Origin of the sequence: Mesorhizobium newzealandense (assembly GCF_042682145.1) — a bacterium.
In the GTDB taxonomy this organism is placed as follows: Bacteria; Pseudomonadota; Alphaproteobacteria; order Rhizobiales; family Rhizobiaceae; genus Mesorhizobium; species Mesorhizobium newzealandense.
On the sequence record NZ_JBHUGZ010000026.1, the window covers coordinates 31015 to 56917 of the forward strand.

The 25903-nt window shown below is 62.8% G+C and carries 21 protein-coding genes and 3 pseudogenes; 6 read left to right on the forward strand and 18 right to left on the reverse strand.

Translation table 11 applies throughout. The features are described 5' to 3' along the window. Positions 1-70: 70 nt before the first annotated feature. Entirely contained in the window at positions 71-1066 is a 996-nt protein-coding gene (locus ACFSOZ_RS31875; RefSeq protein ID WP_379104723.1) for an ABC transporter permease, read from the forward strand. A 48-nt stretch (positions 1067-1114) separates the two neighbouring features. After that, a complete protein-coding gene (locus tag ACFSOZ_RS31880; RefSeq protein ID WP_379104725.1) occupies positions 1115-2014 on the forward strand; it encodes an aldose 1-epimerase in 900 nt (299 codons plus the stop codon). Between the two features lie 58 nt (positions 2015-2072). Here the strand turns inward: ACFSOZ_RS31880 and phnN are convergent, their stop codons facing one another. From phnN to ACFSOZ_RS31925, 9 genes are all read right to left on the reverse strand, one after another. Further along, a complete protein-coding gene (gene phnN / locus ACFSOZ_RS31885) occupies positions 2073-2702 on the reverse strand; it encodes a phosphonate metabolism protein/1,5-bisphosphokinase (PRPP-forming) PhnN (RefSeq protein WP_379104727.1) in 630 nt (209 codons plus the stop codon). Then, positions 2699-3853 (reverse strand): alpha-D-ribose 1-methylphosphonate 5-triphosphate diphosphatase, encoded by a 1155-nt coding sequence (locus ACFSOZ_RS31890; protein WP_379104729.1) that lies wholly within the window; start codon positions 3851-3853, stop codon positions 2699-2701. The genes phnN and ACFSOZ_RS31890 overlap by 4 nt, the downstream gene beginning before the upstream one ends. Positions 3854-3904: 51 nt before the next feature. Next, positions 3905-4612, reverse strand: a complete 708-nt coding sequence (locus tag ACFSOZ_RS31895; RefSeq protein WP_379104731.1) for a DUF1045 domain-containing protein — start codon at positions 4610-4612, stop codon at positions 3905-3907. 153 nt (positions 4613-4765) lie between these two features. Beyond that, complete coding sequence (gene iolB / locus ACFSOZ_RS31900) at positions 4766-5578, reverse strand: 5-deoxy-glucuronate isomerase (protein WP_379104733.1); 813 nt, start codon at positions 5576-5578, stop codon at positions 4766-4768. Positions 5579-5583: 5 nt separating this feature from the next. Further along, complete coding sequence (locus ACFSOZ_RS31905) at positions 5584-5802, reverse strand: DUF3329 domain-containing protein (protein WP_378918623.1); 219 nt, start codon at positions 5800-5802, stop codon at positions 5584-5586. Positions 5803-5875: 73 nt separating this feature from the next. Then, positions 5876-6793: a myo-inosose-2 dehydratase gene (gene iolE / locus ACFSOZ_RS31910; RefSeq protein ID WP_379104735.1), complete on the reverse strand. Its 918-nt coding sequence runs from the start codon at positions 6791-6793 to the stop codon at positions 5876-5878. Between the two features lie 71 nt (positions 6794-6864). Further along, complete coding sequence (iolD, locus tag ACFSOZ_RS31915) at positions 6865-8715, reverse strand: 3D-(3,5/4)-trihydroxycyclohexane-1,2-dione acylhydrolase (decyclizing) (protein WP_379104737.1); 1851 nt, start codon at positions 8713-8715, stop codon at positions 6865-6867. A 34-nt stretch (positions 8716-8749) separates the two neighbouring features. Further along, complete coding sequence (locus ACFSOZ_RS31920) at positions 8750-10684, reverse strand: bifunctional 5-dehydro-2-deoxygluconokinase/5-dehydro-2-deoxyphosphogluconate aldolase (protein WP_379104740.1); 1935 nt, start codon at positions 10682-10684, stop codon at positions 8750-8752. A gap of 141 nt (positions 10685-10825) precedes the next feature. Continuing rightward, positions 10826-11671 carry a MurR/RpiR family transcriptional regulator gene (locus ACFSOZ_RS31925; RefSeq protein ID WP_379104768.1) on the reverse strand — a complete coding sequence of 282 codons (846 nt, stop codon included), beginning with the start codon at positions 11669-11671 and terminating at the stop codon, positions 10826-10828. 156 nt (positions 11672-11827) lie between these two features. Between ACFSOZ_RS31925 and ACFSOZ_RS31930 the strand changes: the two genes are divergently transcribed. After that, complete coding sequence (locus ACFSOZ_RS31930) at positions 11828-12937, forward strand: Gfo/Idh/MocA family protein (protein WP_379104742.1); 1110 nt, start codon at positions 11828-11830, stop codon at positions 12935-12937. 19 nt (positions 12938-12956) lie between these two features. Here the strand turns inward: ACFSOZ_RS31930 and ACFSOZ_RS31935 are convergent, their stop codons facing one another. Continuing rightward, positions 12957-13658 carry a helix-turn-helix transcriptional regulator gene (locus ACFSOZ_RS31935; RefSeq protein ID WP_379104744.1) on the reverse strand — a complete coding sequence of 234 codons (702 nt, stop codon included), beginning with the start codon at positions 13656-13658 and terminating at the stop codon, positions 12957-12959. Positions 13659-13784: 126 nt separating this feature from the next. Between ACFSOZ_RS31935 and ACFSOZ_RS31940 the strand changes: the two genes are divergently transcribed. Beyond that, a complete protein-coding gene (locus ACFSOZ_RS31940) occupies positions 13785-14420 on the forward strand; it encodes a LysE family translocator (RefSeq protein ID WP_379104746.1) in 636 nt (211 codons plus the stop codon). A 51-nt stretch (positions 14421-14471) separates the two neighbouring features. Here ACFSOZ_RS31940 and ACFSOZ_RS31945 read toward each other — a convergent pair. The 8 genes and pseudogenes from ACFSOZ_RS31945 to ACFSOZ_RS31980 all read right to left on the reverse strand — a co-directional run. After that, positions 14472-15548: pseudogene (locus ACFSOZ_RS31945) on the reverse strand (3-deoxy-7-phosphoheptulonate synthase); the annotation flags it as partial. A 233-nt stretch (positions 15549-15781) separates the two neighbouring features. After that, positions 15782-16066, reverse strand: coding sequence for a DUF1330 domain-containing protein (locus tag ACFSOZ_RS31950; RefSeq protein ID WP_379104749.1), 285 nt, complete (start codon positions 16064-16066; stop codon positions 15782-15784). Positions 16067-16235: 169 nt separating this feature from the next. Next, a pseudogene (locus ACFSOZ_RS31955) lies at positions 16236-17031 on the reverse strand (SDR family oxidoreductase). A gap of 37 nt (positions 17032-17068) precedes the next feature. After that, positions 17069-18070 carry an inositol 2-dehydrogenase gene (iolG, locus tag ACFSOZ_RS31960; RefSeq protein WP_379104752.1) on the reverse strand — a complete coding sequence of 334 codons (1002 nt, stop codon included), beginning with the start codon at positions 18068-18070 and terminating at the stop codon, positions 17069-17071. A gap of 111 nt (positions 18071-18181) precedes the next feature. Beyond that, a complete protein-coding gene (locus ACFSOZ_RS31965; protein WP_379104755.1) occupies positions 18182-18949 on the reverse strand; it encodes an ATP-binding cassette domain-containing protein in 768 nt (255 codons plus the stop codon). A gap of 2 nt (positions 18950-18951) precedes the next feature. Further along, on the reverse strand, positions 18952-20028 hold the full coding sequence (locus ACFSOZ_RS31970; RefSeq protein ID WP_379104758.1) for an ABC transporter permease: 1077 nt from the start codon (positions 20026-20028) through the stop codon (positions 18952-18954). Between the two features lie 98 nt (positions 20029-20126). Continuing rightward, positions 20127-21068, reverse strand: coding sequence for a sugar ABC transporter substrate-binding protein (locus ACFSOZ_RS31975; RefSeq protein ID WP_379101028.1), 942 nt, complete (start codon positions 21066-21068; stop codon positions 20127-20129). Positions 21069-21413: 345 nt separating this feature from the next. Beyond that, a pseudogene (locus ACFSOZ_RS31980) lies at positions 21414-22124 on the reverse strand (substrate-binding domain-containing protein); the annotation flags it as partial. Between the two features lie 329 nt (positions 22125-22453). Here ACFSOZ_RS31980 and ACFSOZ_RS31985 point away from each other — a divergent pair. After that, on the forward strand, positions 22454-22822 hold the full coding sequence (locus ACFSOZ_RS31985; protein WP_379104760.1) for a hypothetical protein: 369 nt from the start codon (positions 22454-22456) through the stop codon (positions 22820-22822). A gap of 687 nt (positions 22823-23509) precedes the next feature. Then, positions 23510-23716 carry a hypothetical protein gene (locus ACFSOZ_RS31990; RefSeq protein ID WP_379104762.1) on the forward strand — a complete coding sequence of 69 codons (207 nt, stop codon included), beginning with the start codon at positions 23510-23512 and terminating at the stop codon, positions 23714-23716. Positions 23717-25903 lie beyond the last annotated feature (2187 nt).

Sequence of the window (25903 nt, forward strand, 5' to 3'; positions counted from 1 at the left end):
GTTCTGCCGCGGTCCCGGTCGCGGGAAACACTTTGTAGAACCTGTTCAAGCAGGCGTTTGGGAGAAGACGATGAGCAAGAAAGATCTCGGCCTGCTGATCCTGATCCTGGTGGTCGGTGCCATCGTGGCGATCATCAACCCGCGCTTCCTGTTGCCGATCAATCTCGCCAACACCTCGAACCTGATCGGCCTGTTCGGCATCCTGTCGATCGGCCAGGCCTTCGTCATCATCACCGGCGGCATCGAATTGTCGGTCGGCTCGGTGGTCGCGTTGCTGGGCACGCTGTTCATCGACTTCATCGCCGTGCGCGATCTGGACTGGCCGTTGGCTTTCGTGCTGATCATCGCGCTCGGCGCCATCATCGGCCTGGTGCATGGCTGGCTGATCACGCGGCTCAAGCTGCAACCCTTCGTCGTCACGCTGTGCGGTCTTTTGATCTATCGCGGCGTCGCCCGTTTCTACACCGCCGACGGCACCGCCGGCTTCGCCTTCGGCCAGAATTTCCCCGAACTCGAATTCCTGACGGCCGGCCGCTCCTGGGGCGTGCCGAACAGCTTCATCGCGCTGATCGTCATCGCCATCGTCATGTGGGTGGTGCTGCACCGCTCGGTGTTCGGACGCTACCTCTATGCCATCGGCAAGAACGAGGAGGCGGCGAAATACTCCGGCATCCGCACCGGCCGCGTCGTCATGGCCGCCTATGTCATCTGCGGCGTGCTGACGGCGCTGTCGGCGATCTATTTCGCCATGTACACGCGCTCGATCTCGCCGGCCAGCCACGGCCAGTTCTACGAGCTCTATGCCATTGCCGCGGCGGTGCTCGGCGGCTTCTCGTTGCGTGGCGGCGAGGGCTCGCTGATCGGCGTCATTCTCGGCACGGTGCTGCTGCAGGAACTGCAGAACCTCGTCAATCTGCTCGGCATCCCGTCCTCCCTCAACTTCGCGGTGATGGGCGGCGTCATCCTCATCGGCGTGCTGGTCGACCAGCAATGGGGCGTGTTCAGGGCACGGCGGCTAATGGTCGATGCCTCCCGCAAGAACGTCGCCGGTGCGGCCGCGGAATAAATGTCGGGGTCAAATGCCTGATATCGATGGGTGGATGGATGGCAGGCGATGGGTGGAATTCCTGAACCGTTGACACTCAAGGACGGGGCGCTTGAAGTCGGATTGGTGCCGCAAATCGGCGGCAGCGTCAGCTCAATGCGCTGGCGCGGCATCGATCTCATGCGCCGGCTTTCAGATGACGATCGCGAAGCGGGCGACGTGCTTGGTGTTGCCATGTTCCCGATGGTGCCCTACGCCAACCGCATCGCTGGAAATGCCTTCGACTTCGCAGCGAAGCGCTGGCAGGTCCAGCCGAACAATCCACCCGAAACAGTCAACGTGCATGGCAGTGGCTGGAAACACGCCTGGACTGTCGCCCAAGCGGGCGACGCCCAGGCAACGCTGTCGCTGGATATCGCAGCCGGCGTCGAACCCTACTCCTATCACGCGACGCAGGCTTTCACGGTGTCCGAACAAGGCCTCGGCGTGACCATGACGCTGACCAACACGGGGCCGGTTTCCATGCCGTTCGGCTTTGGCCTGCATCCCTGGTTCGATCGCGACCCGGGCGTCACACTGCAGTTCGAGGCCACGCGATTCTATCTGGAAGAACCGCAAGGCCTCGCGGGCGATCCGATCACACTTGCGCCCGAACTCGACTTCGCCAACGGCCGGCCTTTACCCGCCGGCTGGCGCAACAATGACTATGGCGGCTGGACCGGTGAGGCAACGCTTCGCTTTCCGGCGTGCGGCGCAGGTCTGCTCATCAAGGCCGATCCCGTCTTCAAGCACCTGATGTTGTACGCCGACCCGACGAAGCCGTATTTCTGCGTCGAGCCGCAGACCAATGCCTCCGGTGCTTTCAACCGGGGCGGATGGAACGATGCGGACGAGGGCATCATCGTGCTCGCCCCAGGCGAAAGCGCGACTGGCACCGTGTCGCTGATGCCCTTTGCGCTTGGGGCTTGAAAGCAACCGCGCCAGCGGCACCTGCATCGATGGAGAATGAGCGTCGGGAGCCGACGCTCTAGATCAGGCCCGACATGTCGGAGAAGGCCATCGCCTTGCGCAGCACTTCGGCGAAACGCTCGCCGGCCGCCTCGCGCGGGCCGCTGTTGTCGATCGAGGTGACGCCCGGTCCCGAAAAGGTCACATTGGCGCTGCGCGCCAGCCGCGCCAGCACCTCGCCGCGCGACTCGCGGCCGCGCATCGCCAGCCGTTCGGCCAGCACCTGCGGCGAGGCGGTGACCTCGACAATGGCCAGATTGGCATAGCGCTCGCGCAGGACCGGGATGATCCCACGCGACACGTTCGCCACCGCGACACGGCCATTGGCGACCGACCAGTCGACATCGGCCGGGATGCCGTAGCGCAAGCCATGCGCCTCCCAGGAGATGGCGAAGGCGCCATCCGCTTCGGCTTCGACGAAGGCAGCGTCTGCCAGCGTGTCGTGATCCTCGCTCGCGGCATCGCTCGGCCTTGTGATGACGCGGCGAACGAACTCCAGCCGGGTCTCGTCGGCAAAGCGGGCGCGGGCGTAGCCGATAACCGTATCCTTGCCGGCGCCGCTTGGGCCGACGACGGCGACGAAGACGCCGTCGCGGATCGGAAACGTCTCGGCGGACAATTCACGCTCGATCAACGCCGACACCATCACGCGACCCGCCGTCCCTGCCGCCAGACCGTGCGCACGACCGGAACGTGGTCGTCGACACGCACGCGCACCAGATCGGCGCGGCGGCCCTGCTCGATGATGCCGCGGTCGGTCAGCCCGACCGCTTCGGCCGGGTTCTTCGAGACCATGGCGACCGCCTGCGGCAAGGAAATGCCTTCGACGACGTCGCCGAGGAAGAACGCCGACTGGATCAGGCTGAACGGAATGTAGTCGGACGACAAGATGTCGAGCAGGCCATCGCTGGCCAGCGTGCGGGCCGAGACATTGCCCGAATGCGAAGCGCCGCGCATGACGTTGGGCGCACCCATCAGGACGCCGAGCCCGGCCTCTTTCGAGGCCCTGGCGGCTTCTTGCGTGGTCGGAAACTCGGCGACGCGCACGCCCTGTTCGATCGCCTCGCCGACATGGCCAATGGTGGCGTCGTCGTGGCTTGCCAGCACGATGCCGCGCGCATGGCAGGCGGCGGCGATCACCGCCCGGTTCGGTGCCGAATTGCGCGCCGATTCCCCCATCCGCTTTTCGCAGAACAGTTTGAAGTCGCGGTCAGTCAGCTTCAGCTTGCGCTGGTAGTAATAGGCATAGGTTTCGAGGTTGACGAACTGGCGCTGGCCGGGCGCATGGTCCATCAGCGATGCCAGCTTGACGCGCTCGTCGCCGTCGAAATTGGCGAAGGCCCTGAGGCAGTCCGGCGCCGAAACCTCGCAGCGCAGATGGATGAAATGGTCGGCCCGCAGACGATCCTGCTGGACACTGTCCTCGATCGCGTCGGTCAGCTTGCGGATGTCGTCCGATGTCAGGTCGGCGTCCTCGTCCATGCCGACGCGCAAAGCGTCGAGCACGGTGGTGATGCCGGCGGTTGCCACTTGCGCGTCATGGGCAAGCACGGCGGCGATCGGGTTCCAGCGCACCTTCGGCCGCGGCGCGTAGTGGCCTTCGAGATGGTCGGTGTGGAGTTCGACCAGCCCGGGGATGATGTAGTCGCCGCCCATATCCTCGCCGGCCATGTTCCCGCCGGTTTGGCCAGTGCCAGCATCGATGCCGGCGATAAAGCCGTCGCGCAGCACCAGCGAGCCCACGACGATCTCGTCGGCAAGCACGATGCGGGCGTTGGTAAGAACAGTCTCGGCGGTCATTTCAGGCAGTCCTTGCTTGGTTCCGGCTGGGGTTGTTCCGGCAGGGGTTCTTCAGGCAGTTCTTCTGGCCGGGCGGCGCCCGAGCGCGTGATGGGAGAGCACCATGAACGGTGCGCCCGGTTCGGTTTCGACAAACAGCGTCAGCGCATCCACCAGCACCGGCTGTTGCAGCACCTCCGCGAACAGGCTGTCGATTGCTAGGCGAAGACGAGGGCTTTCCTGTGGCCCCGCCCGGCCGGACAGCGTCATGTGGAAGCGGAAGGTCTCGAAGACATAGGGGTAGCCCCACTGGCACAGATTGCGGAACTCGGCCGGCCTCAGCGAATCCGGGCTGCGTCGCTCGATCTCCGCCTCGGTCAACGGCGCGCGAAAACGGTCGAAACCGAGCACGACGTCATCGGCGAAGCGGTTGAGCGCAGGCAGCGGTCCTTCCGGCACCAGCGCGAAGAAGCTGTCGATCTGGCTGGCGACAAGGCGCGGGATCGTCACCACCGGCGTCGCTTCGGCAAAATGGTCGAGCGCGGCGCGCAGCGAGGCCTCCGTCTCGTTGGCCGCCAGACGGAAGGGTGCTTTCAGCGTCGCGTGAAAACCGTAGCGCCGCGCCGAAGCGGTGTGGAAGGCGACTTCCGCCGCCGACAGTTCGGCCACCGCCTCCACCGGCCTTGTCGCGGCCCCAAACGGGTCGCGACCGAGCCAGTTGGCAGCGATCCGCGCCAGCGGCTCGTCCTGCCGGGGGGTGAAATAAATGGCGTAGCGCATGAGAAGTCCTCGTCAGCTCCGCTGCCATAGGTGATTTCCATGACGGATTGACGAAGCTTTGAAGGGTTTTCGAGGGCAAATCGACCCGGCGGGGTCCTTAGCCGACGATTTTTCCAAGCTGGACCAATAGCTTCACCCGAAAGGTATGACCGATCAGGCCTTCATCAACCATTCATGCTCGGGTGCGTTGTGGAATTTCCACGTCCGCTTCGGCCCGGCCATCACGTTGAGATAATAGAGGTCATAGCCATGGCAGGCGGCGCAGGGATGATAGCCCTCGGGCACCAGCACGACATCGCCGTCCTCGATCGCCATGGCTTCGTCCAGCGCGCGATGGCCATTCTTGTCGGCGTCGGTGTAAACGCGCTGGAAGGCAAAACCCTGCGGCGGGTTGAGGCGATGATAATAGGTTTCCTCGAGATAGGATTCGGCCGGCAGATTGTCCTGGTCGTGCTTGTGCGGCGGGTAGCTCGACGTGTGGCCGCCGGGCGTGATGACCTCGACCACCAGCAGTGAATCGGCCGGCTTGCCCTCCGGCAGTATGTTGGTGACGTAGCGCGTGTTGGTGCCCTTGCCGCGCACCTCCTGGCCGAGATCGTCCGGTCCGATCACGCGCACCGGCAGACCGCCGCCAAGACCTGGCGCCGAGCAGACCGCGAGTTCCAGTTCGGTGTCGGCTGTTACCGACCAGCCGGAGCCTTCCGGTATATAGACCGACCACGGCTTGCCCTCGAACGGCGACATGCGCCCGCCGAGCAGGCCGAGGTCCTTGCCGCCGGCGGACGCCGTGCCCTTGCCGGTGACGAACACCAGGCAGACCTCGCGATCGTCCGTTTTCCCCGAGGCGCTCTCGCCAGGCTTCAGCCGATGCAGATCGAAACCGACATAGGTCCAGCCGGCGTTTTTCGGCGTCACATGAGCGACGCGGCCATGGCCCTTGTCGGCCTTCACCAGCAGTTTCGACATCCGGGTTACTCCTTCGGTTCGGCCTCGGCCGTTGCCTTGCTCTCGTCGGCCGGTTTGTAGAGATAGAAGAATTGCCAGACGGCGTAGCCGGCGAAGCCGAGCGCGATCACGCCCCAGAACGGCGTGCCGGTGGCGAATTCGATGATCGACCAGATGACGCAGACCGCGACGACGGCGACACGCCGCCACAAAGGCCGGAAAAACGGGTGCTCGGAATCTTTCATGCGGCCAACCTACAGCAACCCGGCGTCGCCGAGAACCAGCGCGTCAGGCAAAGCCCTCGGCATTCGGAAAGCCCTAGGCATTGGGAAAGCCTTGTGTCTCGACCGTGTAGCCGGCCGCCGTCATCACCCGCATCAATTCCTTGTGGCCAACCTGCGCCATCCTGAGCGGCGGATTCTTCTTCGGGTCCTGCTCGGCCTCGACCACGAACCAGCCCTCGTAGCCATGGTCGGCGAACCGATGCACGATGGCGCCGAAATCCAGCGAGCCGTCACCCGGCACCGTGAAGGCGCCGAGCGCAACCGCATCGAGGAAGGACTGCTTCGTGCGATCGAGCTTGTCGATCACTTCCATGCGCACATCCTTCACATGCACATGGCTGACGCGCTTGTGATGGTTGTCGATGGCGCGCAGGACATCGCCGCCGGCAAAGGCCAGATGTCCGGCATCGAGCAGCAGCGGAATGCCGGCTCCGGAATAATTCATGAAGGCATCGAGCTCCGGCTCGGTCTCGACCACCGCCGCCATGTGGTGGTGATAGGAAAGCGGCATGCCTTGTTCGGCGCACCATTCGCCAAATGCGGTGAGGCGTTTCGCATAGGCCTTCATCTCGTCGTCCGACAGCTTCGGCTTGGTGGCGAGCGGCTTCGAGCGGTCGCCCTGGATCGAGCGGCCGACCTCGCCATAGACGATGCAAGGCGCGTTCACCGCCTTGAACAGATCGATCATCGGCTGGATGCGATCCTTGTTGTCAGCCATCTCGCCTTCGACCAGCGTGCCCGAGAACCAGCCGCCGCACAGCGTCACGTCGGCTTTCTTAAGGATCGGCAGCATGACATCGGGATCGTTGGGAAAACGCCGGCCCATTTCCATGCCGGTGAAGCCGGCCGAGCGCGACTGACGCAAACACTCCTCCAGCGACACGTCATCGCTGAGTTCCGCAAGATCGTCGTTCCACCACGCAATGGGGGACATGCCCAGTTTGGCTTTCAAGTCGTCACTCCGGTTTCAGACCATTCGGACCAGGTTCGCCCGGTCTTTTTCAATTCAAGGCAGCGTTGGCATCAATCGCCAATGGTTTGCATCTGCCGCTTTTCGTCATAGGCCTTGCGCGCCGCGTTCACTTGGGCTCGCGTTGACACTTCCGGAACCGCCACATCCCACCAATGGCCGCCGGCATCGGTCGAAACCAGCGGATCGGTGTCGATGACCAGCACGGTTGTGCGGTTGTTCTTCTTCGACTTTTCCAGAGCGTTTTCCAACCCGGCGATCGACGGCACTTTCTCGGCAATCGCCCCCATGCTCGCCGCATGCGCGGCGAAATCGATGTCGGGCAGGATCTCGTGGCGCGAGTCCTTCAGGAGATTGTTGAAGTTGGCGCCGCCGGTCGCCATCTGCAGCCGGTTGATGCAGCCATAGCCGCGGTTGTCGAGCAGCACGATGGTGAGCTTCAGGCCGAGCATCACCGAGGTGGCGATCTCGGAATTCAGCATCAGATAGGAGCCGTCGCCGATCATGACGACGACCTCCTCGCCGGGCTTCGCCATCTTGGTGCCGAGCCCGCCGGCAATCTCGTAGCCCATGGTCGAGAAGCCGTATTCGGCGTGGTAGGAGCCGGGCGCGCCCGCTTGCCAGAGCTTGTGCAGTTCGCCCGGCAGGCCGCCGGCGGCATGCAGCAGCGTCACGCCAGTGCCCATCGCACGCTGCACGGCGCCGATCACTTGCGCGTCGGACGGGTAGGCGGCATTGGTCGACGCCGTCACCTTGGCCGCCTCGGCCTGCCAGACCGTCTTGCCGGTGGCCGCATTGTCGGTCCAGCTTGCCGGCGCCTTCCAGCCCTTCAGCGCCGCAGCGAGTTCGGCGAGCCCCTCGGCCGCATCGGCGACCAGTGGCAGCGCCCGATGCTTGCCGGCATCGAAAGGCTGCACGTTGAGCCCGATGATGGTCTTGCCGGAATTCTTGAACAGCGCCCACGAACCGGTGGTGAAATCCTGCAGCCGCGTGCCGATGGCCAGCACGACATCGGCTTCTTCGGCCAGCCGGTTGGCGGCCGAGGTGCCGGTGACGCCGACCGCCGCCATGTTGAGCGCATGATCGTCCGGCAGCGAGGATTTGCCGCCTTGCGTCTCGCAGACCGGAACGCCGGCGCCTTGCGCGAATTTCGCCAGCTCGTCCGAAGCCTGGGAATAGAGGACTCCGCCGCCGGCGATCACCAGTGGCTTCTTCGCCCCCTTGAGCGCCGCCACCGCGGCGGCAAGCTCATGGCGGTCCGGACGCGGCCGGCGTTGGTGCCAGACCCGCTCGGCAAAGAAGCTCTCGGGATAGTCATAGGCCTCGGCCTGTACGTCCTGGCAGAGCGACAGCGTCACCGGGCCGCAATCGGCCGGATCGGTCAGCACCTGCATCGCGCGGTTCAGCGCCGGGATGATCTGTTCCGGCCGCGTGATGCGGTCGAAGTACCGAGAAACCGGACGGAAGCAGTCATTGACCGTCGCGGTGCCGTCGGAGAAATCCTCCGCCTGCTGCAGGACCGGATCCGGGATGCGGTTGGCGAAGACATCGCCGGGGAGAAACAGTACCGGCAGCCGGTTGACGTGAGCCAATGCCGCCGCCGTCACCATGTTGAGCGCGCCAGGGCCGATCGACGAGGTCGCCGCCATGAAGCGACGGCGGAAATTGGCCTTGGCATAGGCGATTGCCGCATGCGCCATCGCCTGTTCGTTGTGGGCGCGGAAGGTCGGCAATTCGTCGCGCACCTGATAGAGCGCTTCGCCGATGCCGGCGACATTGCCATGGCCGAAAATCGACCAGATGCCGCCGAAGATCGGGACTTTCTTGCCGTCGATCTCGGTCATCTGCTTGCTGAGAAAGCGGGTCAGCGCCTGCGCCATCGTCAGGCGGATTGTCTTGCTCATGGTATTTTCCTCCGCAGTCCTATGCCGCGCCTTCTTATGCTGCTTTGCGGCCGCGCGCGGCAAGCCACGCTTCGGTCAGTTGTTCGAAGCGCGACGCCATGTCGGCGATCGCCTCGTCATCCGACATCTTGCCGGCCAGCCATTGTTCGGCCGCGTGGACGAAGATAGTGCGGCCGACGGCAAACCCCTTGACGATGGGCGCCTTGGCGGTGGCGGCAAAAGCCGCTTCCAGCTCGTCCTGCGGCGCTTCCAGCCCGAGCAGCACGACGCCCCGGCACCACGGATCGTGCTTCAGGATCACCGCTTCGATCTTGGCCCACGCTGCTGCCGAAGCCTGCGGTTCGAGCTTCCACCAGTCCGGCTTGATGCCGAGCGCATAGAGTTCCTCCAGCGCGCGCGGAATGGTCGTGTCGTCGAGCTTGCCGTGCTTGCCGGCGATGATCTCGACGAGAAGTTCTCGGCCTACTTTCCGCGCGGCCTCGAACAGCGCGCGCAGCTTCTGCTGCTGTTCTTCCTTCAACGCCGCCGGATCGTCCGGATGATAGAAGCACAGGCACTTGATGCAGTGGTCGACCGGCCATTCGACGAGCTGCGAGCCGATGTCCTGCGAGAATTCGAAACGCAGTGGCCGCGAGCCCGGCAATTCGACCGGCCGCCCGAGCCAGGCGAAGGGATGGCGGGCGAATTCGAACATCGCCTCGCGGCCATGCTTCTCGTCGATCAGCATGCCGTAGCCGTCGCGGCCGGCAGCGACCTTCGCCGCCGCCTTGACCGCCAGCACCTTGAAATCGCGGATGCGTGCGGGATCGGCACCGGCCTTCGCCGCCACATCCTCGAGCTGGATGCGGTGGTCGCAGGCGAGCGCCATCAGCGAGGGAACGTCGCGCCGGCGGGTGGTAGCCCAATGAATGTGGTTGATCGCCTCGTCCTTGCGCAAGGCGAGATGCTTGCTGCCGTTCTTGAGGAAGAACTGCAATTCCTCGAAGGTCGGATATTCCGGCGCGCAGAGCAGCCGCGACACGGCGAAGGCGCCGCAGGCATTGGCCCAGGTCGCCGCCGTTGCATGATCTTCCCCACCCAGCCAGCCGCGCAGGAAGCCGGACATGAAGGCGTCGCCGGCGCCCAGCACATTGTAGATCTCGATCGGAAAGCCCTTGCCGACGACGCCGTCTTCCAGATCGTCGCTGATCGGCCCGTCATAGACGATGCAGCCCATGGCGCCGCGCTTCAGAACGATGGTCGCCGCAGACAGCGAGCGGATCGTCTTCAGTGCGCTCAGGCAGTCGTCGGCGCCCGACGCGATCATGATCTCTTCCTCGGTGCCGACGATCAGGTCGCAATCGGGCAGCACCGTCTTCAGCTGGGCCGAGACCCGGTCCGACTTGACATAGCGCTCGAAACCCTCGGCATGGCCGGCCAGACCCCAGAGGTTCGGCCGATAGTCGATGTCGAACACCACCTTGCCGCCCTTGGCCTTGATGATGCGGATCGCCTTGCGCTGGGCGGCATCGCTGTTGGGGCGGGAAAAATGCGTGCCGGTGACGACGATGGAGCGCGCCGAGGCGATGAAGGCCTCGTCGATGTCTTCCGGCGCCAGCGCCATGTCGGCGCAATCCGAGCGGTAGAAGATCATCGGCGAAACGCCTTCGTCCTCGACCGACAGCAGCACCAGCGCGGTCAGCCGCTCCTTGTCGGTCTTCAGCGCGTCGACGTTGACGCCTTCGCGCTTGAGCTGTTCGCGGATGAAGCGGCCCATCTGCTCGTCGCCGACGCGGGTGAGCAGCGCCGAGCGCAGGCCGAGCCTGGCCGTGCCGACCGAGATGTTGGCCGGGCAGCCGCCGACCGACTTGGCGAACGAGGTGATGTCCTCCAGCCGCGAGCCGATCTGCTGGCCATAGAGGTCGACGGAAGCGCGCCCGATGGTGATGACGTCGAGCGGCGCCTGTTTCGCGTCCACGGCTTCGCTCATTGGAACCTCCCATCGGCCTTGTTGTTTTGGGGTACACGCGCGAGCGGCAGCGTGGCGCCGGGGAATATGAAATAATAATTCCAATCCATAGTCAATATGGAATGAGCATTCCTTTGCCTAAAATTGCCCTTGAGGTGCCTGCTAGGACTTGCGTCTCCTACCTGTGCTGCGCCGCTTCTCACCGACGCCGACGGTCAGCGCCATGGCCAGAGCCATCGTCGCCGACAGCGAGCGAAAGCCGGCGAAATCCGCCTCGGCAACCTCGAACCAGACGCTGGCGAACTGCGCAAGCGGTGAGAACGAGCTGTCGGTGATGGCGACGATCGGCACGCCCTGTTCCGAAATGCTGCGCGCCTCCTCGATGGTGGCCGGCGCGTAGGGCGAGAAGCTGATGGCGATGACGGCATCCGCCGGCGTGGCGAATGCGATCATCTCGGCGTTGAGACCCGCCACCGATTCGATCAGCTGGTTGCGGATCTTCAACTTGCCCAGCGCGTAGGCGATGTAGGACGCCACCGGATAGGAACGGCGCTTGGCCAGCACGAAAATGGTCTCCGCCTTTGCCAGCAGGGAAATCGCGTCTTCCAGATGCGCGTCGTCCAGGGTGCGCGAAATGTCGTTGAGCGAGGTGCTGGCGGCGGCGACGAAGCCGTCGAAGATCGCCCGATGGCCGGCGCCGCCCTCGGCCTTGACGCGCAAGGCCTGCAGGCGTTCGTCATAGGATGAATTGCGCTCGCGCAATCGCTCGCGAAACACCTGCTGCAGGCTGGTGAAACCGTCGAAGCCGAGCTGCTGGGCAAAGCGGATCAAGGTCGACGGCTGCACGCCCGCCGAAGCGGCGATGCTGGCGGCGGTGCCGAAGGCGATGTCGTCGGGATTGTCGAGCGCATAGGCGGCGATCTGGGCGATGCGCTTCGGCAGGCTTTCGCGCCGGTCCAGGATGGTGGCGCGCAGCGTCTCGAAGTCGCGAGGTACCCGTTCGTCCATCGTCGCTCTGTCCAGGCTCATTTATATGGGTACCCTCTCTGCCCCATCATAGCGAGCCTGCGCAAGAACGCCATAAAAAATGAGGCAGACATTCCATTCCAAGGGAAAATGGACTAATTCATCCACGCAACGCTTCAGGCAGTGGAGAAACGGAAAATGGTCGGCGTCGGTCTCATCGGCACGGGTTTCATGGGCAAGTGTCACGCCATCGCATGGAGTGCCGTCGGCGCCGTCTTTCCCGACGTGGCCAAGCCCCGCCTCGTCCATCTTGGCGAGGTCAATGAAGACCTCGCTAGGCGCAAGGCGGGCGAGTTCGGTTTCGCCAAGGCGTCCGGCGACTGGCGCGCCGTCGTCAACGATCCGGAAGTCGATATCGTCTCGCTGACCACGCCCAACCAGTTCCATCCGGAGATGGCCATCGCGATCCTCGAGGCCGGCAAGCATCTGTGGTGCGAAAAGCCGATGGCGCCGAGCTTCGCCGAGGCCGAAGCCATGGCCGCGGCGGCGAAAAAGTCGGGCAAGGTCGCCGCACTCGGCTACAACTACATCCAGAGCCCGGCCCTCCGCCACATCGGCGCGCTGCTCGACGAGAAGATCATCGGCGAGGTCAATCATCTGCGCATCGAGATGGACGAGGACTTCATGGCCGACCCGGAGGCGCTGTTCTTCTGGAAGCATGAAGCCGCTTCCGGCTATGGCGCGCTCGACGATTTCGCCGTGCATCCGCTGTCGCTGGTTTCAACCCTGTTCGGCCGCGTCGCCAGCGTCATCTGCGACATGGCCAAGCCCTATGCCGACCGCAAGCTCGCCGCCGGCGGGCGCCGCGCGGTGGAAACCTACGACATCGCCAGCGTGCTGATGCATCTGGAAAACGGCATCGCCGGCACGTTGCTGGTCAATCGTTCGGCCTGGGGCCGCAAGGGCCGCATCGCCATCCAGATATTCGGCTCGAAGGGATCGATTCTGTTCGACCAGGAGCGGATGAACGAAATCCAGCTCTACGTGACGGCTGATCGCCCGACCGAGCAGGGTTATCGCACCATCCTGGTGGCGCCGCATCACAAGCCCTACGACGCCTTCCTGCCGGCACCCGGCCATGGCCTCGGCTTCAACGATCTCAAGATCATCGAGTGCCACGAACTGCTGACTCGGCTTGCCGGCAAGCCGGCGCGGGTGATCGAATTCGCCGAAGGGCTGGAAATCGAGCGCACCGTGCACGCAATGGCACGCTCGTTCGAGGAAAAGCGCTGGGTGGATGTGAGGTAGTCCGCTCGCGATGGTCGCCTCAGCCACCGGTGGCCGGGGTGGTCGTCTCCCAGCCGTCTACCCAGACCTGCCGCAACCGATCGCCCTCGCCCTTGAACCGTAGCCCTGTCGCCTGGCAATCCTCGATCCGGTCGCTGCGGAAATTGCGGATCGCCTGGCGCAGCTCGCACCAGGCGACGATGTTGGCGCTTTCGGCGTAATAGATGAGGGCGATCGGGCGGATCAGCCGCTCGGAGGCGCGGCCGTGTTCGTCGCGATAGGACAAGTCGAGCTTCTCCTCGTCGCGGATGGCGCGGCGCACCAGCGCCAGGTCGACCGCGCCGACCGAGGGCGCGGCGAACCCCCAAGCGTGCAACGCATTGGCGTCGAATGTCTGCCGCAACGGCGGCGGCACCGCGCCGGCGATCTTGGCGCTGACACGCTTGGCCGCCTGCTTGAGCTCGCTGTCCCCCGTGCGTTCCAGCAGCGCGAGCGACAGAACGATCGCCTCCATCTCCTCGATCGAAAACATCAGCGGCGGCAGGTCGAAGCCGGGGCGCAGGATATAGCCGATGCCGCGCCCGCCCTCGATCGGCACGCGCATCGCCTGCAACGCGGCAATGTCGCGATAGACGGAGCGCACCGTCACTTCCAGCTTCTCGGCCATCATCGCCGCCGTCACTGGCTGCCTCGCCAGCCGCACGATCTGGATGATCTCGAACAGGCGTGACGCCTTGCGCATTTCCTCACCAAGCTCCGATCGCAACTGACACTACATCGTCAGTAGGGCTGGCCTATACGACTGGCTATCGAGTTGAAAATCAACATTCCTCAGCGGCTTGGCCGGGTGAGGCGACAGGCAACTGACATGAACTATGCAGAAAATCTCTGGCTGTTCTTCCTTCTCCTGTTCGGCATCATCATCGTGCCCGGCATGGACATGCTTTTCGTGCTTGCCAATGCGCTGACCGGTGGCGGCAACCGAGGGCTTGCCACGACCGGCGGCATCATGCTGGGCGGTATGGTGCATACGCTCAACGGCGCCGTCGGCGTCGGTTTGCTGATGCACTTCATGCCGATCCTCTACAATCCGCTGCTGATTGCTGGCGCTGCCTACATGGCCTTTATCGGCCTGACGCTGATGCGCAGCTCGATCAAGGTCGGCCACGAGGGGCCTGCCGGCAGCCGCTCCGCATGGAAGGCGTTTCGTCAGGGGCTGGTGATCTGCCTGATCAATCCCAAAGCCTACCTCTTCGTCTTTGCGGTCTATCCGCAATTTCTGAAGCCAGCCTACGGTCCGATCTGGACCCAGGCGGTCATCATGGGATTGATGACGGTCGCCACGCAGTTTGCCGTCTATGGCGGGCTCGCCATATCAGCCGGGCGCAGCCGCAACCTCCTGGTCGCCAATCCCCGGGCGACCGCATTTGCCGGCCGGGCGGCCGGACTGCTTCTGGTTGCGGTTTCGGTGCTGACCGCCTGGCAAGGTTTGAAGGCGGCATGAATCGCCGCCTTGTCCCCACTGGCATCCTCGGCCTTGTCGGGCGGCTCCCTGCCGGCTGTCGATCATGGCGCGGCGCACGGAGCGGCGCCACTCGACGGCGCCGGCAAGGCCGTGCAGCACCGTCTCGGTGGTCGCCCAGTCGATGCAGCCATCGGTGATGCTCTGGCCATAGACGAGCGGCTTGCCGGGCACCACGTCCTGCCGCCCCGCGACGAGATTGCTCTCGATCATGACGCCGATGATGCGCTCGTCGCCCGCCGCGACCTGGCCCGCGACATCGGCCGCAACCGTCGGCTGGTTCTCGGGCTTCTTTGCGCTGTTGGCGTGGCTGACATCGATCATCAACCGGGGGGCCACGCCGATGCGGGTGAGTTCCACACTCGCGGCCTCGACGCTTGTCGCGTCGTAATTGGGCGAGATGCCGCCGCGAAGGATGACGTGGCAGTCCTCATTGCCGGTGGTCGTCGCGATGCCGCTGCGTCCGCCCTTTGTCACCGCCATGAAATGATGCGGCTGTGCAGCCGATTTGACCGCCTCGGCGGCGATCCGCAGATTGCCGTCGGTGCCGTTCTTGAAGCCGACCGGGCAGGACAGGCCGGAAGCGAGTTCGCGATGGATCTGGCTCTCGGTCGTGCGCGCGCCGATGGCGCCCCAGGCGACGAGGTCGGCGATGTATTGCGGGGTGGTCATGTCGAGGAATTCGGTTGCCGCCGGCAGGCCGAGATTGTTGACGGCGGAGAGCACGTTGCGCGCCATCCGCAGCCCTTTGTCGATGTTGAAGCTGCCGTCGAGGTCGGGGTCGTTGATCAGCCCCTTCCAGCCGACCGTCGTGCGCGGCTTTTCGAAATAGACCCGCATCACGATCTCGAGCCGGTCCGCCAGGCTCTCGCGCAGCGCCGCCAGACGGCTGGCATAGTCCACGGCAGCGACCGGATCGTGGATCGAACACGGGCCGACGATGACGAGCAGCCGATCGTCGGTGCCATTCAAAATAGCGTGGATCGCATTGCGTGACGCGCTAACGGTGCGCGTCGCCGTCAGCGTGCGCGGTATCTCCCGCATCACCTGGTCCGGCGTACTCAATTCCCTGATTTCCTTGACCCGAAGGTCATCTGTGGTGGTCAACACGGCTTTCTGCTCCTGTTTAGGAGACCTGCCGGCTGAAACAAAAAAAGCCGCCAGGTCTGGCGGCTGTTCGGATATTGATGCTGCAATCTTCAGATCGAGCGCAATCCTCCCGCCGCCAGCGAGCTCCTAAAGTACCAATACGTGGCGGTCAGGTTGATCATGAGGCTCATATAGTCGAAGCGGAGGCGCTTGTCACGTACCTGATGAGGCGGTTGTAACTCAGTTTGAAATTGCTATGCCTCGATAGCAAGCAGCACGTTCGTTGCCGCACCCTCGCGAATGCCAATTAAAGATTGGTAGTCAGGCGACTCGTACATGGCCTTGAGGGCCGTCATATCGGCAAATTCCAAGACAACGAACCTATCTGGTTGCCACGAGCCTGCGAGCACCTCAATGCTACGAGCGCCTAAGAAAAGCTGGCCACCATAGCGATCTACGGCAGCCAAAGCCTTGCTCCGATACTCCGCATACGCAGTCGGGTCGGTAATCTTATGTTCGGCAACAAAATAGGCCGCCATCTGCCATCTCCCACGAGTTGAGAAGTCTGGCAGGTTAGCACAAAACGACTAAGTTCGCTTCCTGTACGGCCCGCGCTTGCCCGGCTTCGGCGCAACGGCGTCCATCTTCTCGCAAAGATCGTCCATTGACCAGAGCCTCATGGGCACGCTGCCCAGAGACTCCATGATGCTACTCCGGCGATGACCCCGCGACGCTCTGGTCGTAGTCGACCAGCGATCCGGTCATCACGCCGGACTGCGGGCTGACCATGTAGCTGATCAGCCGGGCAAGCTGGTCCGGCTTCACCAGCTGGCCCATGGGCTGCGCGGCCTCGGCCTTAGCCAGCCAGTCGTCAGGCGCATCGTGCCATTTCTTCTGCACGATGTCCTCGCCCTCGGTGTCCATCCAGCCGGGCAGCACGGCATTGCAGCGGATGCGGCTGCCTCGATGGGCATTGGCGACATTCTTGGTCAGCGTCATAAGCGCGCCCTTGCTGGTCGAATAGGCGGTCAGGAACGACTGGCCGCAATGCGCCGACATCGACAGCACATTGACGATCGAGCCCGGCGCCTTTTTCTCGAGCAGATGCGGCACCACGCCCTGCATCAGGAAAAAACGGGCCGCGCACATTGGTGTCGAAAATAGTGTCGAAAAGCTCCTCGCTCGTCTCGACCAGCGAACCGCGTGCCGACGTCGCGGCGGCGTTGACCAGCGCGTTGATGGTGCCGAAATGCGAGATCGCGGTGGCGACCGCGCGCTTGCAGTCGGCGACCTTCGAGACGTCCGCGCTGATGAAGATGGCGTCGACGCCTGCTTTCTTGAAATGGGCGACGGCCTTGTCGCCTTTCTCCTGCGAGCGGCCGATGAGCGCCAGTGCCCGGCAGCCCTCGTCGGCCAGCGCCTCGGCGACGGCGAAGCCGATGCCTTGCGCGCCGCCGGTGACGATGGCGCGCGTTTCATGATTGCGACCGGCGGATGCGCTCATCGCTCTTCTCCTTTGCCCTGGGTCCGGATCCCGGATCTTACTTTGCCGTGTCGAGACGGACGGTCTTGCCTGACGTCGCCGACTTCAGCGCCGCATCGGCCAGCTTCAGGGCTACGAGGCCATCGGCGCCGCTCGGTGCCGCCTTCTTGCCTGATGTCGCGGATGTGATGAAGGCAGCGATCTCGTTGGCATAGGCGTCGAGGTAGCGGGTCATGAAGAAGTCGTGCAGCGGCGGGCGCGTATAGCCTTTCTCGTTGGCCAGTTCGATCGACACCGGCCGCTGGTTCTCGGCCGCGACCATGCCCTTCGAGCCATGCACCTCGATGCGCTGGTCATAGCCATAGGTGGCGCGGCGCGAGTTGGAGATGACGGCCTGCTTGCCCGAAGCGGTCTCGAGGATAACGCTGACGCTGTCGAAATCGCCGGCCGCGCCGATTTTCTTGTCGACCAGCACCGAGGCATGGGCGCTGACCGCCACCGGCTCTTCGCCGAGCAGGAAGCGCGCCATGTCGAAATCATGGATGGTCATGTCGCGGAAGATGCCGCCGGAGCGCTTGATGTAGTCGATCGGCGGTGCACCCGGATCGCGCGAGGTGATGGTGACCATCTCGACGGTGCCGATGGCGCCGTCGTCGATCGCCTTGCGCACCGCGGCGAAGTGCGGATCGAAGCGCCGGTTGAAGCCGACCATCAACGTCGCCTTGGTCTTCTCGACCACGGCCAGGCACTTCTCGACGCGCTTGACGTTGAGGTCGATCGGCTTCTCGCAGAAGATAGCCTTGCCGGCCTTGGCGAAACGTTCGATCAGGTCGGCATGGGTGTCGGTCGGTGTGCAGATGACGACGGCATCGATGTCCTTGGATTTTTCGATGGCGTCGATGCTGCGCACTTCGGCGCCATAGGCCGTCGCCAGCTCGGTCGCCGCCTTCTCGAACGCATCGGCAACGGCAACCAGTTTGGCCTGCGGATTGGAGCCGACGGCGCGGGCGTGAACCTTGCCGATGCGGCCGGCACCGAGGAGGGCGAAGCGGAGAGTCATGGATATTTCCTCTAGGGATGGTTCGAAGCGGGGCGCCGGTCATGGGCGCGGGTGATTTTCCGGTCAAGACAAGATCGACAGGGAGGCGGTGACCACCGCCTCCGCGCCGGCCTAGGCCGCGAGTTCCGCCTCCCCGGTCTTGGCGCCGGTGATGTAGGAGACGATATCGTTTCCGTCGGTGTCCTGCTTGCGCAGGTTGGCGACGATGCGGCCGCGGCGGAAGACGACGATGCGGTCGCAAAGGTCGAACACCTGGCGCATGTTGTGGCTGATCAGGATCAGCGGCTCGCCATTGTCCTTCAACGTGCGGATGATGTTTTCGACCTGCGCGGTCTCCTGCACGCCGAGGGCTGCCGTCGGCTCATCCATGATGATCAGCTTGGAGGCGAAGGTGGCGGTCCGGGCGATCGCCACGCACTGGCGCTGGCCGCCCGACATGTGGCGGATGGTGTTGGACAGATTAGGGATCTTCACCGCCGTGCGGATCAGCGCCGCCTCGGTCGCCTTGCGCATGTATTTGCGGTCCAGGATCGAGAAGGGCCCGAGATTGAACAGCACCTTTTCGCGGCCGAGGAACAGGTTCGACGGCACGTCGAGGTCGTCGGCCAGCGCCAGGTTCTGGAACACCGTCTCGATGCCGGCCTCGCGCGCCGCGATCGGCCCGGTGAAATTCACTTCCTTGCCATCGAACCAGATTTTGCCGTCGGTGCGCTGCTCGACGGCGGTGATCTGGCGCACGAAGGTCGACTTGCCGGCGCCGTTGTCGCCCATGATGGCGACATGCTCGCCCTTGCGCAGCTCGAAGTTCGCGCCCTCCAGCGCATGCACGCCGCCATAGCGCTTGGTCAGGTTTTCGGTCTTCAGAACGATGTCTGCCATGATCAAGCCCTCATTGCCCGCAGGCGTTGACGCCACTGGTCGAGAACGACTGCGCCGACGATGATCACGCCCTTGACCATCTCCTGGTAGTAGGCGTCGAGGCGCAGGAAGGTGAAGCCGGAGATGATGACGCCGAAGATCAGCGAGCCGATCACCGTGCCGACGATCGAGCCGCGGCCGCCCGACAAAGAGACGCCGCCGATGACCGCCATGGCGATCGCATCGAGTTCGTACATCACGCCCATGCCCGATTGCGCGGTGAGGTTCTTCGAACTCAGCACCACGGCGGCCAGTGCTGCAAGCACGCCGGCGATGACATAGACGAGGATCTTGTGGTTGGCGATCTTGATGCCGGACATGCGCGCGGCGTCCTCGTTGGAGCCGATCGCGTAACAGTGCTTGCCATACCGTGTGTAGGTCATGATCAACTGGAACAGCACCGCCAGCGACAGGAAGATGATGACCGGCATCAGGCCTTTGCCGATTGCCGCGAAACCTTCGGTGGGAAACGAAATCGGCTGACCCTTTGACCACCATTTGGCGATGCCGCGCGCGGTGACCATCATGCCGAGCGTGGCGATGAATGGCGGGATGCGGGTGTAGGCAATCAAGGCGCCGTTGACCAGGCCGGCGAACAGCCCGCAGCCGATCGCCACCAGCACCGGCACGATGACGGGCAGATCGGTCCAGCCTTGCGCCAGGAACATCGCCTTGGGGTTGGGGTTGCCGTTGACGGTCGCCACCTGGGCGAAGCTCATGGCGATCATCGCGGTCGCGCCGACGATCGAACCCGAGGACAGGTCGATGCCGCCGGTGATGATCACTTGCGTGACGCCGATGGCGATGATGCCGACGATCGACACCTGCAGGATGATGATCTGCAGGCGCGCCTCGTTGAAGATCGCGCTGACGTCGCTGCGGGTGTTGAACAGGAAGCTGTCGCCGAGAAAGATCCGGCCGATCAGTTCGAAGACGACGACGAGGATTACAAGCGCCAGGAAGACGTTGATTTCGGCAGGCCATGCGCGCTTCTTCGCGTCATAGCCGACCCCGCCGACGCCATGAGATGTCTGTGCCAAATCTTCTATCCTCCGTCAGCCGCGGTCGCCCCTCGCCGCCTTGCCGGCGCTGAGGGAAAGGGAGCGGCGCTCTTGGCGCCGCTCCGTATGTCCGCCGTTCAGTTCTTCTTCAGGAACTTGTCGATGTTCGCCGGCGTCACCAGTTGGAAGGGCACATAGACCTTGTGTTCGACCTTCTCGCCCTTGGACAGTTTCAGTGCCGCATCCAGCGCGCCCGCGCCCTGGCCGGCCGCGTCCTGGAACACGGTTGCGTCAAGGTCGCCGGCCTGCATCGCGGCAAGCGCGTCCTGGGTGGCGTCGACGCCGCCGACCACGACCGACTTCATGTCGATGTTGGCGGCCTTCATCGCCTGGATGGCGCCGATGGCGCTTTCGTCATTGTTGGCAATGACGCCATCGAACGGCTTGCCGGTCGACAGCCAGTTGGTCATCAGGTTCTGCGCCTCGTCGCGGTTCCAGTTCGACGTCTGCTTGTCGATGATCTTGATGAAGCTGCAATCCGGCGTGGCGATCACCTCTTCAATATCCTTGGTGCGCTGCACGGCGGCCTGGTTGGAAAGTTCGCCCATGATCACATAGACGTTGGCTTCCTTCTTGCCGGCTTCCTTGAACAGGCGGCAGACTTCCTTGGTCTCGAGCGTGCCGGAATCGGCCTCGTTCGAAGCGACGAAGGCCTGGTTGTCCGGCAGTGTGTCGACATTGACCGGTTCGCGATTGACGTAGACCAGCGGGATCTTGGCGGCCGCGGCAGCGTCCGACATGGCCTGCGTGGCCGAGGTATCGACCGGATTGACGATGATCGCATCGACGCCCGAGGCGGCGAAGTTCTTGATCTGGTCGAGCTGCTTGGCGACGTCGTTCTGCGCGTCCTCGACCTGCAACTCCACGCCGCTCATGCCCTTGGCCTGCTCGATCATGCCGTTGCGCAGCACGGTCAGGAAGTTGTCGTCGAACTTGGCCATCGACACACCGACCTTGGCGGCCATGGCGGATGAACTCATCAGCGCCGCGAAAGCGACGCCCAAAATCAGTTTCTTCATTGTGTTTCTCCTCCACATATTGGTGTCCGGTTGCACCGATCTATCCGGAATCCCCGATCTCCCCGGGGAATCTCTCCCGATTGTCATTTCTGTTCCATGTGGCGTTTCCCGTTTGCTGGAACGCCAAACCCTCTGTTTGAAACAGATGTTCCGGAACGAAAGAACCAAAATACACAGTTGGTGAAATATTTATTCCATTTTGCCTCGGGGCGTCAAGGGAGATTCCAAAACCGGATGCGCGATTTTCGGATGATGAGCGCTTGCTGTGTTTCTCCGGCGCCGACGATCAGCCGGGGCCTTCGGGGCATCGACGAAGGCGCTTCGGCCGACGCGAAGGTCGAGAGCCTAGATGTTCTCAGGCAGATAGATGTCGAACGGCAGGAACGTCTGGCCGGGCGCGTTCGCGGCGCCGGTTTCGATGGCATGTGCCATCAGGGCGACCAGTTCACGGCAAAGTGCTGCCAGCGGCGTCGAGATCACCATCGTCAGGACGCCGTCCGCCAGGGCGGAGCGCGATACCGCCGTGATCTCGTTGCAGATGACCGCGGGCATCTCGGCCGGCTTTGCTTGCCTGAGCGCCGCGACCGCGCCCTCCATGCCGCCGCCGGCGACATAGCAGCCGACGAGATCAGGGTGGTGGCCGAGGAGGTCGACGAGCGTGTCCTGCGTGATCTGGTTGGCTTCGAGATTGACCAATGTCTCAAGCAAGGTGAATTCCGGCGCCTGTTCGCGAAAGAAGGAGCGAAAGCCGATCTCGCGCAGCTCATGTCCGTGAAAGCGGTGGCTGCCGACGAACAGCGCGACCTTGCCCGGCCGCCTGGCGGCCTTCGAAATCATCCAGGCCGCGGTGCGGCCGACCTTGCGGTTGTCGAGGCCGACATAGCCTTCGCGAATGCCCGCCGCGAAGTCGGACAGCAGGGAAAACACCGGCAGCCCTTTCGCCTTCATCTCCTCGACGGCGACCGTCAGCGTCGGGTGATCCGGGCCCACCAGGGCGACGGCCCTGCATTTGGCTGCCAGCCTGCGCGCGCGCTCGACGATTTCATCGGGGGCCAGCTAAAGGGAAAGAACAGGGGAAAAAAAAAAAAAAGGGGGGAAAAAAAAGGGGGGGGGGGAAAAAGGGGGAAAAGGGGGAGTGAAAGGGTAGAAAAAAAAGGTAAAAAAGGGGGGAAAGGGTGGGGTGGGGGGGAGGGGGGGGTTAAGTGGGAAAGGGGAGAAGGTAAAAAAAGACAAAAAGAAAGGGAAAAAAGGGGTAAAAGGGGGGGGGGGGGGGGGAAAAAAGAAAAAGGGGGGGGGGGGGGGAAGGGGGGAACAAAGGGGGGGAAAAAGAAAAAAAAAGTGGGGGGAAAAGAGGGGGGGAAAGAAAAAGGGGGTGAAAAAAGGAGTTGGGAAAAAAAAAAAAAAAAGAAAGGGGGAAAGGGAAAAAAAAAGGGGGGAAAAGGGGGAAAAAAGGGGAAAAAAAAGGGGAAAAAAAAAGAAGGGGTAAGGAGGAAAAGAGGGGGGGAAAAGAGCAGGAGGGGGGGGTCAGGGGGGGGAGGAAGGAAAAAGAAAAAAAAAAGGGGAGAGGTGGGAACAGGTGGGAGGTAAGGGGAGGGGAGGGGGAAAAAAAAAAGGAAAAGGGTGGGGAGTGGGAGAAGGGGGAAAAAGGAGAGGGACGGGAAGAAAGGAAAAAGGAAAAGGGGAGGAGTAATAAAGAAAAAAAAAGGGAAAGGGGGGGAAAAGAGAGGAGGAGAATGGGTCCGGAAGTCGATTGATGGCGACACCGCGGGAAATGGCGCGGCGATCGCGACACGGCGAGCTCAGCTCGCGGGCGAATTCGCTGTAGAGTAGACATGAATTGCCTCGTGAGGTCAGCAGGAAATCGCGAGCCGGTACTCGTGGCAATTCGTGGTCGCATCCGCTGCTTGATCAGGCCGCGGCGCGTGCTAGCGCTGATCTCGGTCGCTGGCCTCGCTAGTTAGCCGCGGCGCGCGGTGTCTTCGCGCACTTGCGTGCAGGCGGCTGTTGAGGTAGCTGCGGTCCACCGTGGCAACTGGCTGACCGCCGGAGATGCGCGCCGCAGGTCAGGTGATGGTCGGCCGTTTACGCCATGGCTTGTTCCTCTGGTCGGATTGCTTGGCCTCTTCTTACATCATTCTGGATAAGAAATGATAGAAACTATCTTTGTGATGTTGATTCTATCATGGCGTCGGCGTTATTTCAGGGCTCTAAGGTGTCCGAGGGATATCGGGCATTCGCGCTGGCGGAATGCCTGTTGCCAGGGAGGCATACGCATGCGTACTGCGCGCGTCCCCGGCGTGACTACAGCCTGGATCGGGAACCCGACTCTCAGAGGCCCGGGGGGGGCCTCGCCGTCGAGACCGGCCTGGTCGGGCGCCCGAGTGTTATGCATACCGGACATCCGTGGTCGCGCAAGGCAGATGAAGGAAGGCTGATGGGCAGTGCGCTCCGACGCACCTGGCGATCCGGACACCATCATTGGCTCGCCGCCGCTGATCCGTCAGTGGCGTGCCGGCGGCGCCTGGTTCTGGGGGCACATGGTGGTGCGTGCCGTTCTTCTCGTCTATGGGCGTCGGCTCAATACGGCTCATGCCACTCGATTCACGCTGGCAGAATGCGGCCTACGGCACCGCATTCCGGACGGCTAATGGATGAATGACGCATGCTATGCAGATCCGCTGATCTTCATTGATCATGGCGCAATCGGCGGTGACCTGGGTCGCTGGAGGCGGCACACGCGCCACTCACACCGACGACAATCATTGTTGGGCCGCGACCCGAAATCTTGCGGTTCCATGCGTCCGGCTGGCTGGAAGGGGATCTCTGCGGCGTCGTCCTGGCCTTTGTCGGCGTGCGCCTATGAAGATCGCTATGCGCGGTCGACAGTGGCGGGAATAGCTCGGCTTCTGGACGTGTATTGCAGGCATCTGGCCGAAATAGGGCCGCTTATCTACGCGAACCGATCTCAGTCAGCGGGCTTTTACGGGCCGACATATCGTCAGACGGTTGCTGGAGCGAAAGGTGGTTGAAGGCGAATTCGACGGCAGCGTCTGCTGTTCATGGCGGGAACTCGGCATCGGTCGTTTCGATTTCCGCCAACAAGGTGCGCGGGGATACAGCGCCGCACTGACGTTCCACGATAAGCCTATTCGGGTCGCGAACTCACCACCCAAAAAGAAAAAAACCCGACGCGGTCGCGCTAAGTCCAACAATAGCGCAGATCATTCACCATGGGCGCTACGGCGTGATAGGCCCGAGAACTGGCGAAGGGATTGTCCGACAGTATGCATGTGCGTTCCAGCTTCGATCGCGCGCAGCCGGGCTTCTGGGCGGAGAACGTCAAGGCGTGTCGATCGGCTTGACCAATGCTAATGCGCTAGAGAATATGCCTGGCATTGTCAGAATTTCCGGTGCGGGCCTGCAACGCCGCCGTAGGTTTCGCGCAAGTGGTCGACGAATAAGCGGCGTTGATCGGTCAAACAAGCTCGGGGATCGCCAGGCAGCTATGGAGGGTCGTCGACGATCAAAGTACTAATATGGTTGTCGAAGCCGTTCAGCCGCTAAATCGGGGTCGACGACGGCTTACGGCATCGCCACCCATTCGCGCTATGTGCCGGCGCGGATGATGATGGGCTGAGGCAGCCTGGAGATGAAGGGGCATCGAGCTCGTTTGTCGGAGCTGAGCCGATATACCAGGCATGGACTTCGCGCATCGGCGGCACATTCTTCGAGAGCCTGCATATGGCTTCGACCATGCGTGCCGGGTGCATTCTCAAGGCCATCGCTGAAGACCCTGCGGTCGTGTTGGCGGGTTTGAGGATAGTGCGGATCGATCACACCGGGGCGCATCGTTGGCGGCGCGGGCCCTGCCCGGTGCGATGCGCCCGCGGGCTTTCGGTGGGTGAGCGGTGCCGCAGCAGGATTCGTGAAGGGCGGAGCCGTAGTGGTGGGGCACACAAAAATTCAGGGCTCACCTCGCCGGCTGACTGGCGCGACGACGGTCAGGGCGAGACCTATGTCGGACTTCCCGTCGTAACGGGTCCGGGTCTGTCGTCCATGCAGGTATGACTCAGCATTGCGGAGTTACTGCAGGTCGGGAGCGGCGGCATCCGCATTTTTCGTACTGTAGAGCATTTCCAAGAGTCCAGCAGATGGTCGCTGCAGGTTTGCGGCCGACATCGCGTCGGTTCGGCTAAGGCAGCGTTCCCCGCTTGCTTTCAGGAGTATCTCGCGCAACCAAGCCGCGAGCGCGGCATTGAGGAGGAGCGGCGTGGACACGGCGCCGGCGCAAAGAACAATCCGTCGGCGGAGGACAGCGTTCTGGTCTCATTCCTCGTAGGCAGCTGAGAATCAGCTACACCTTGGGGCGATAACGCCGGTGACCTTGTGGGCGCGTTCAGCACGAGATGCTCGACCTCGTGGGCGGCGGTAGCAAGGGTCAGGTTGCGGCGCGCCATGCGCCGCGGCGCATAAAAAAAATAAAATAAAAAAAAAAATTTTTTTAAAAAATATGGGGAAGGTTAAAAAAAAAAAAAATTGTTATTTAAAAAAATTTTTAATTTTTTTTATAAATTTTAAAAAAAATAATTTTAAAATAATAAAAATATTATTTATAAAAAATTAAAAAAAAAAAATATAGCTAGGCGTCCGGCGACGCTTACGCGCTTGCCGTCGTCGTGATGTTGAGGGAGTTTGGGGGCTGGTGGGCTCGACGCAGTTCGCCGCTGTTGGTGGTCGGCTCATGTGGGGGCAGTCCCATGCGTGGCCACCGCCCCGTGCGGCGATGTAGGCAGCGGCGACGACGGCGGGACTAACCTCGGCGTCCCGGCAGATAC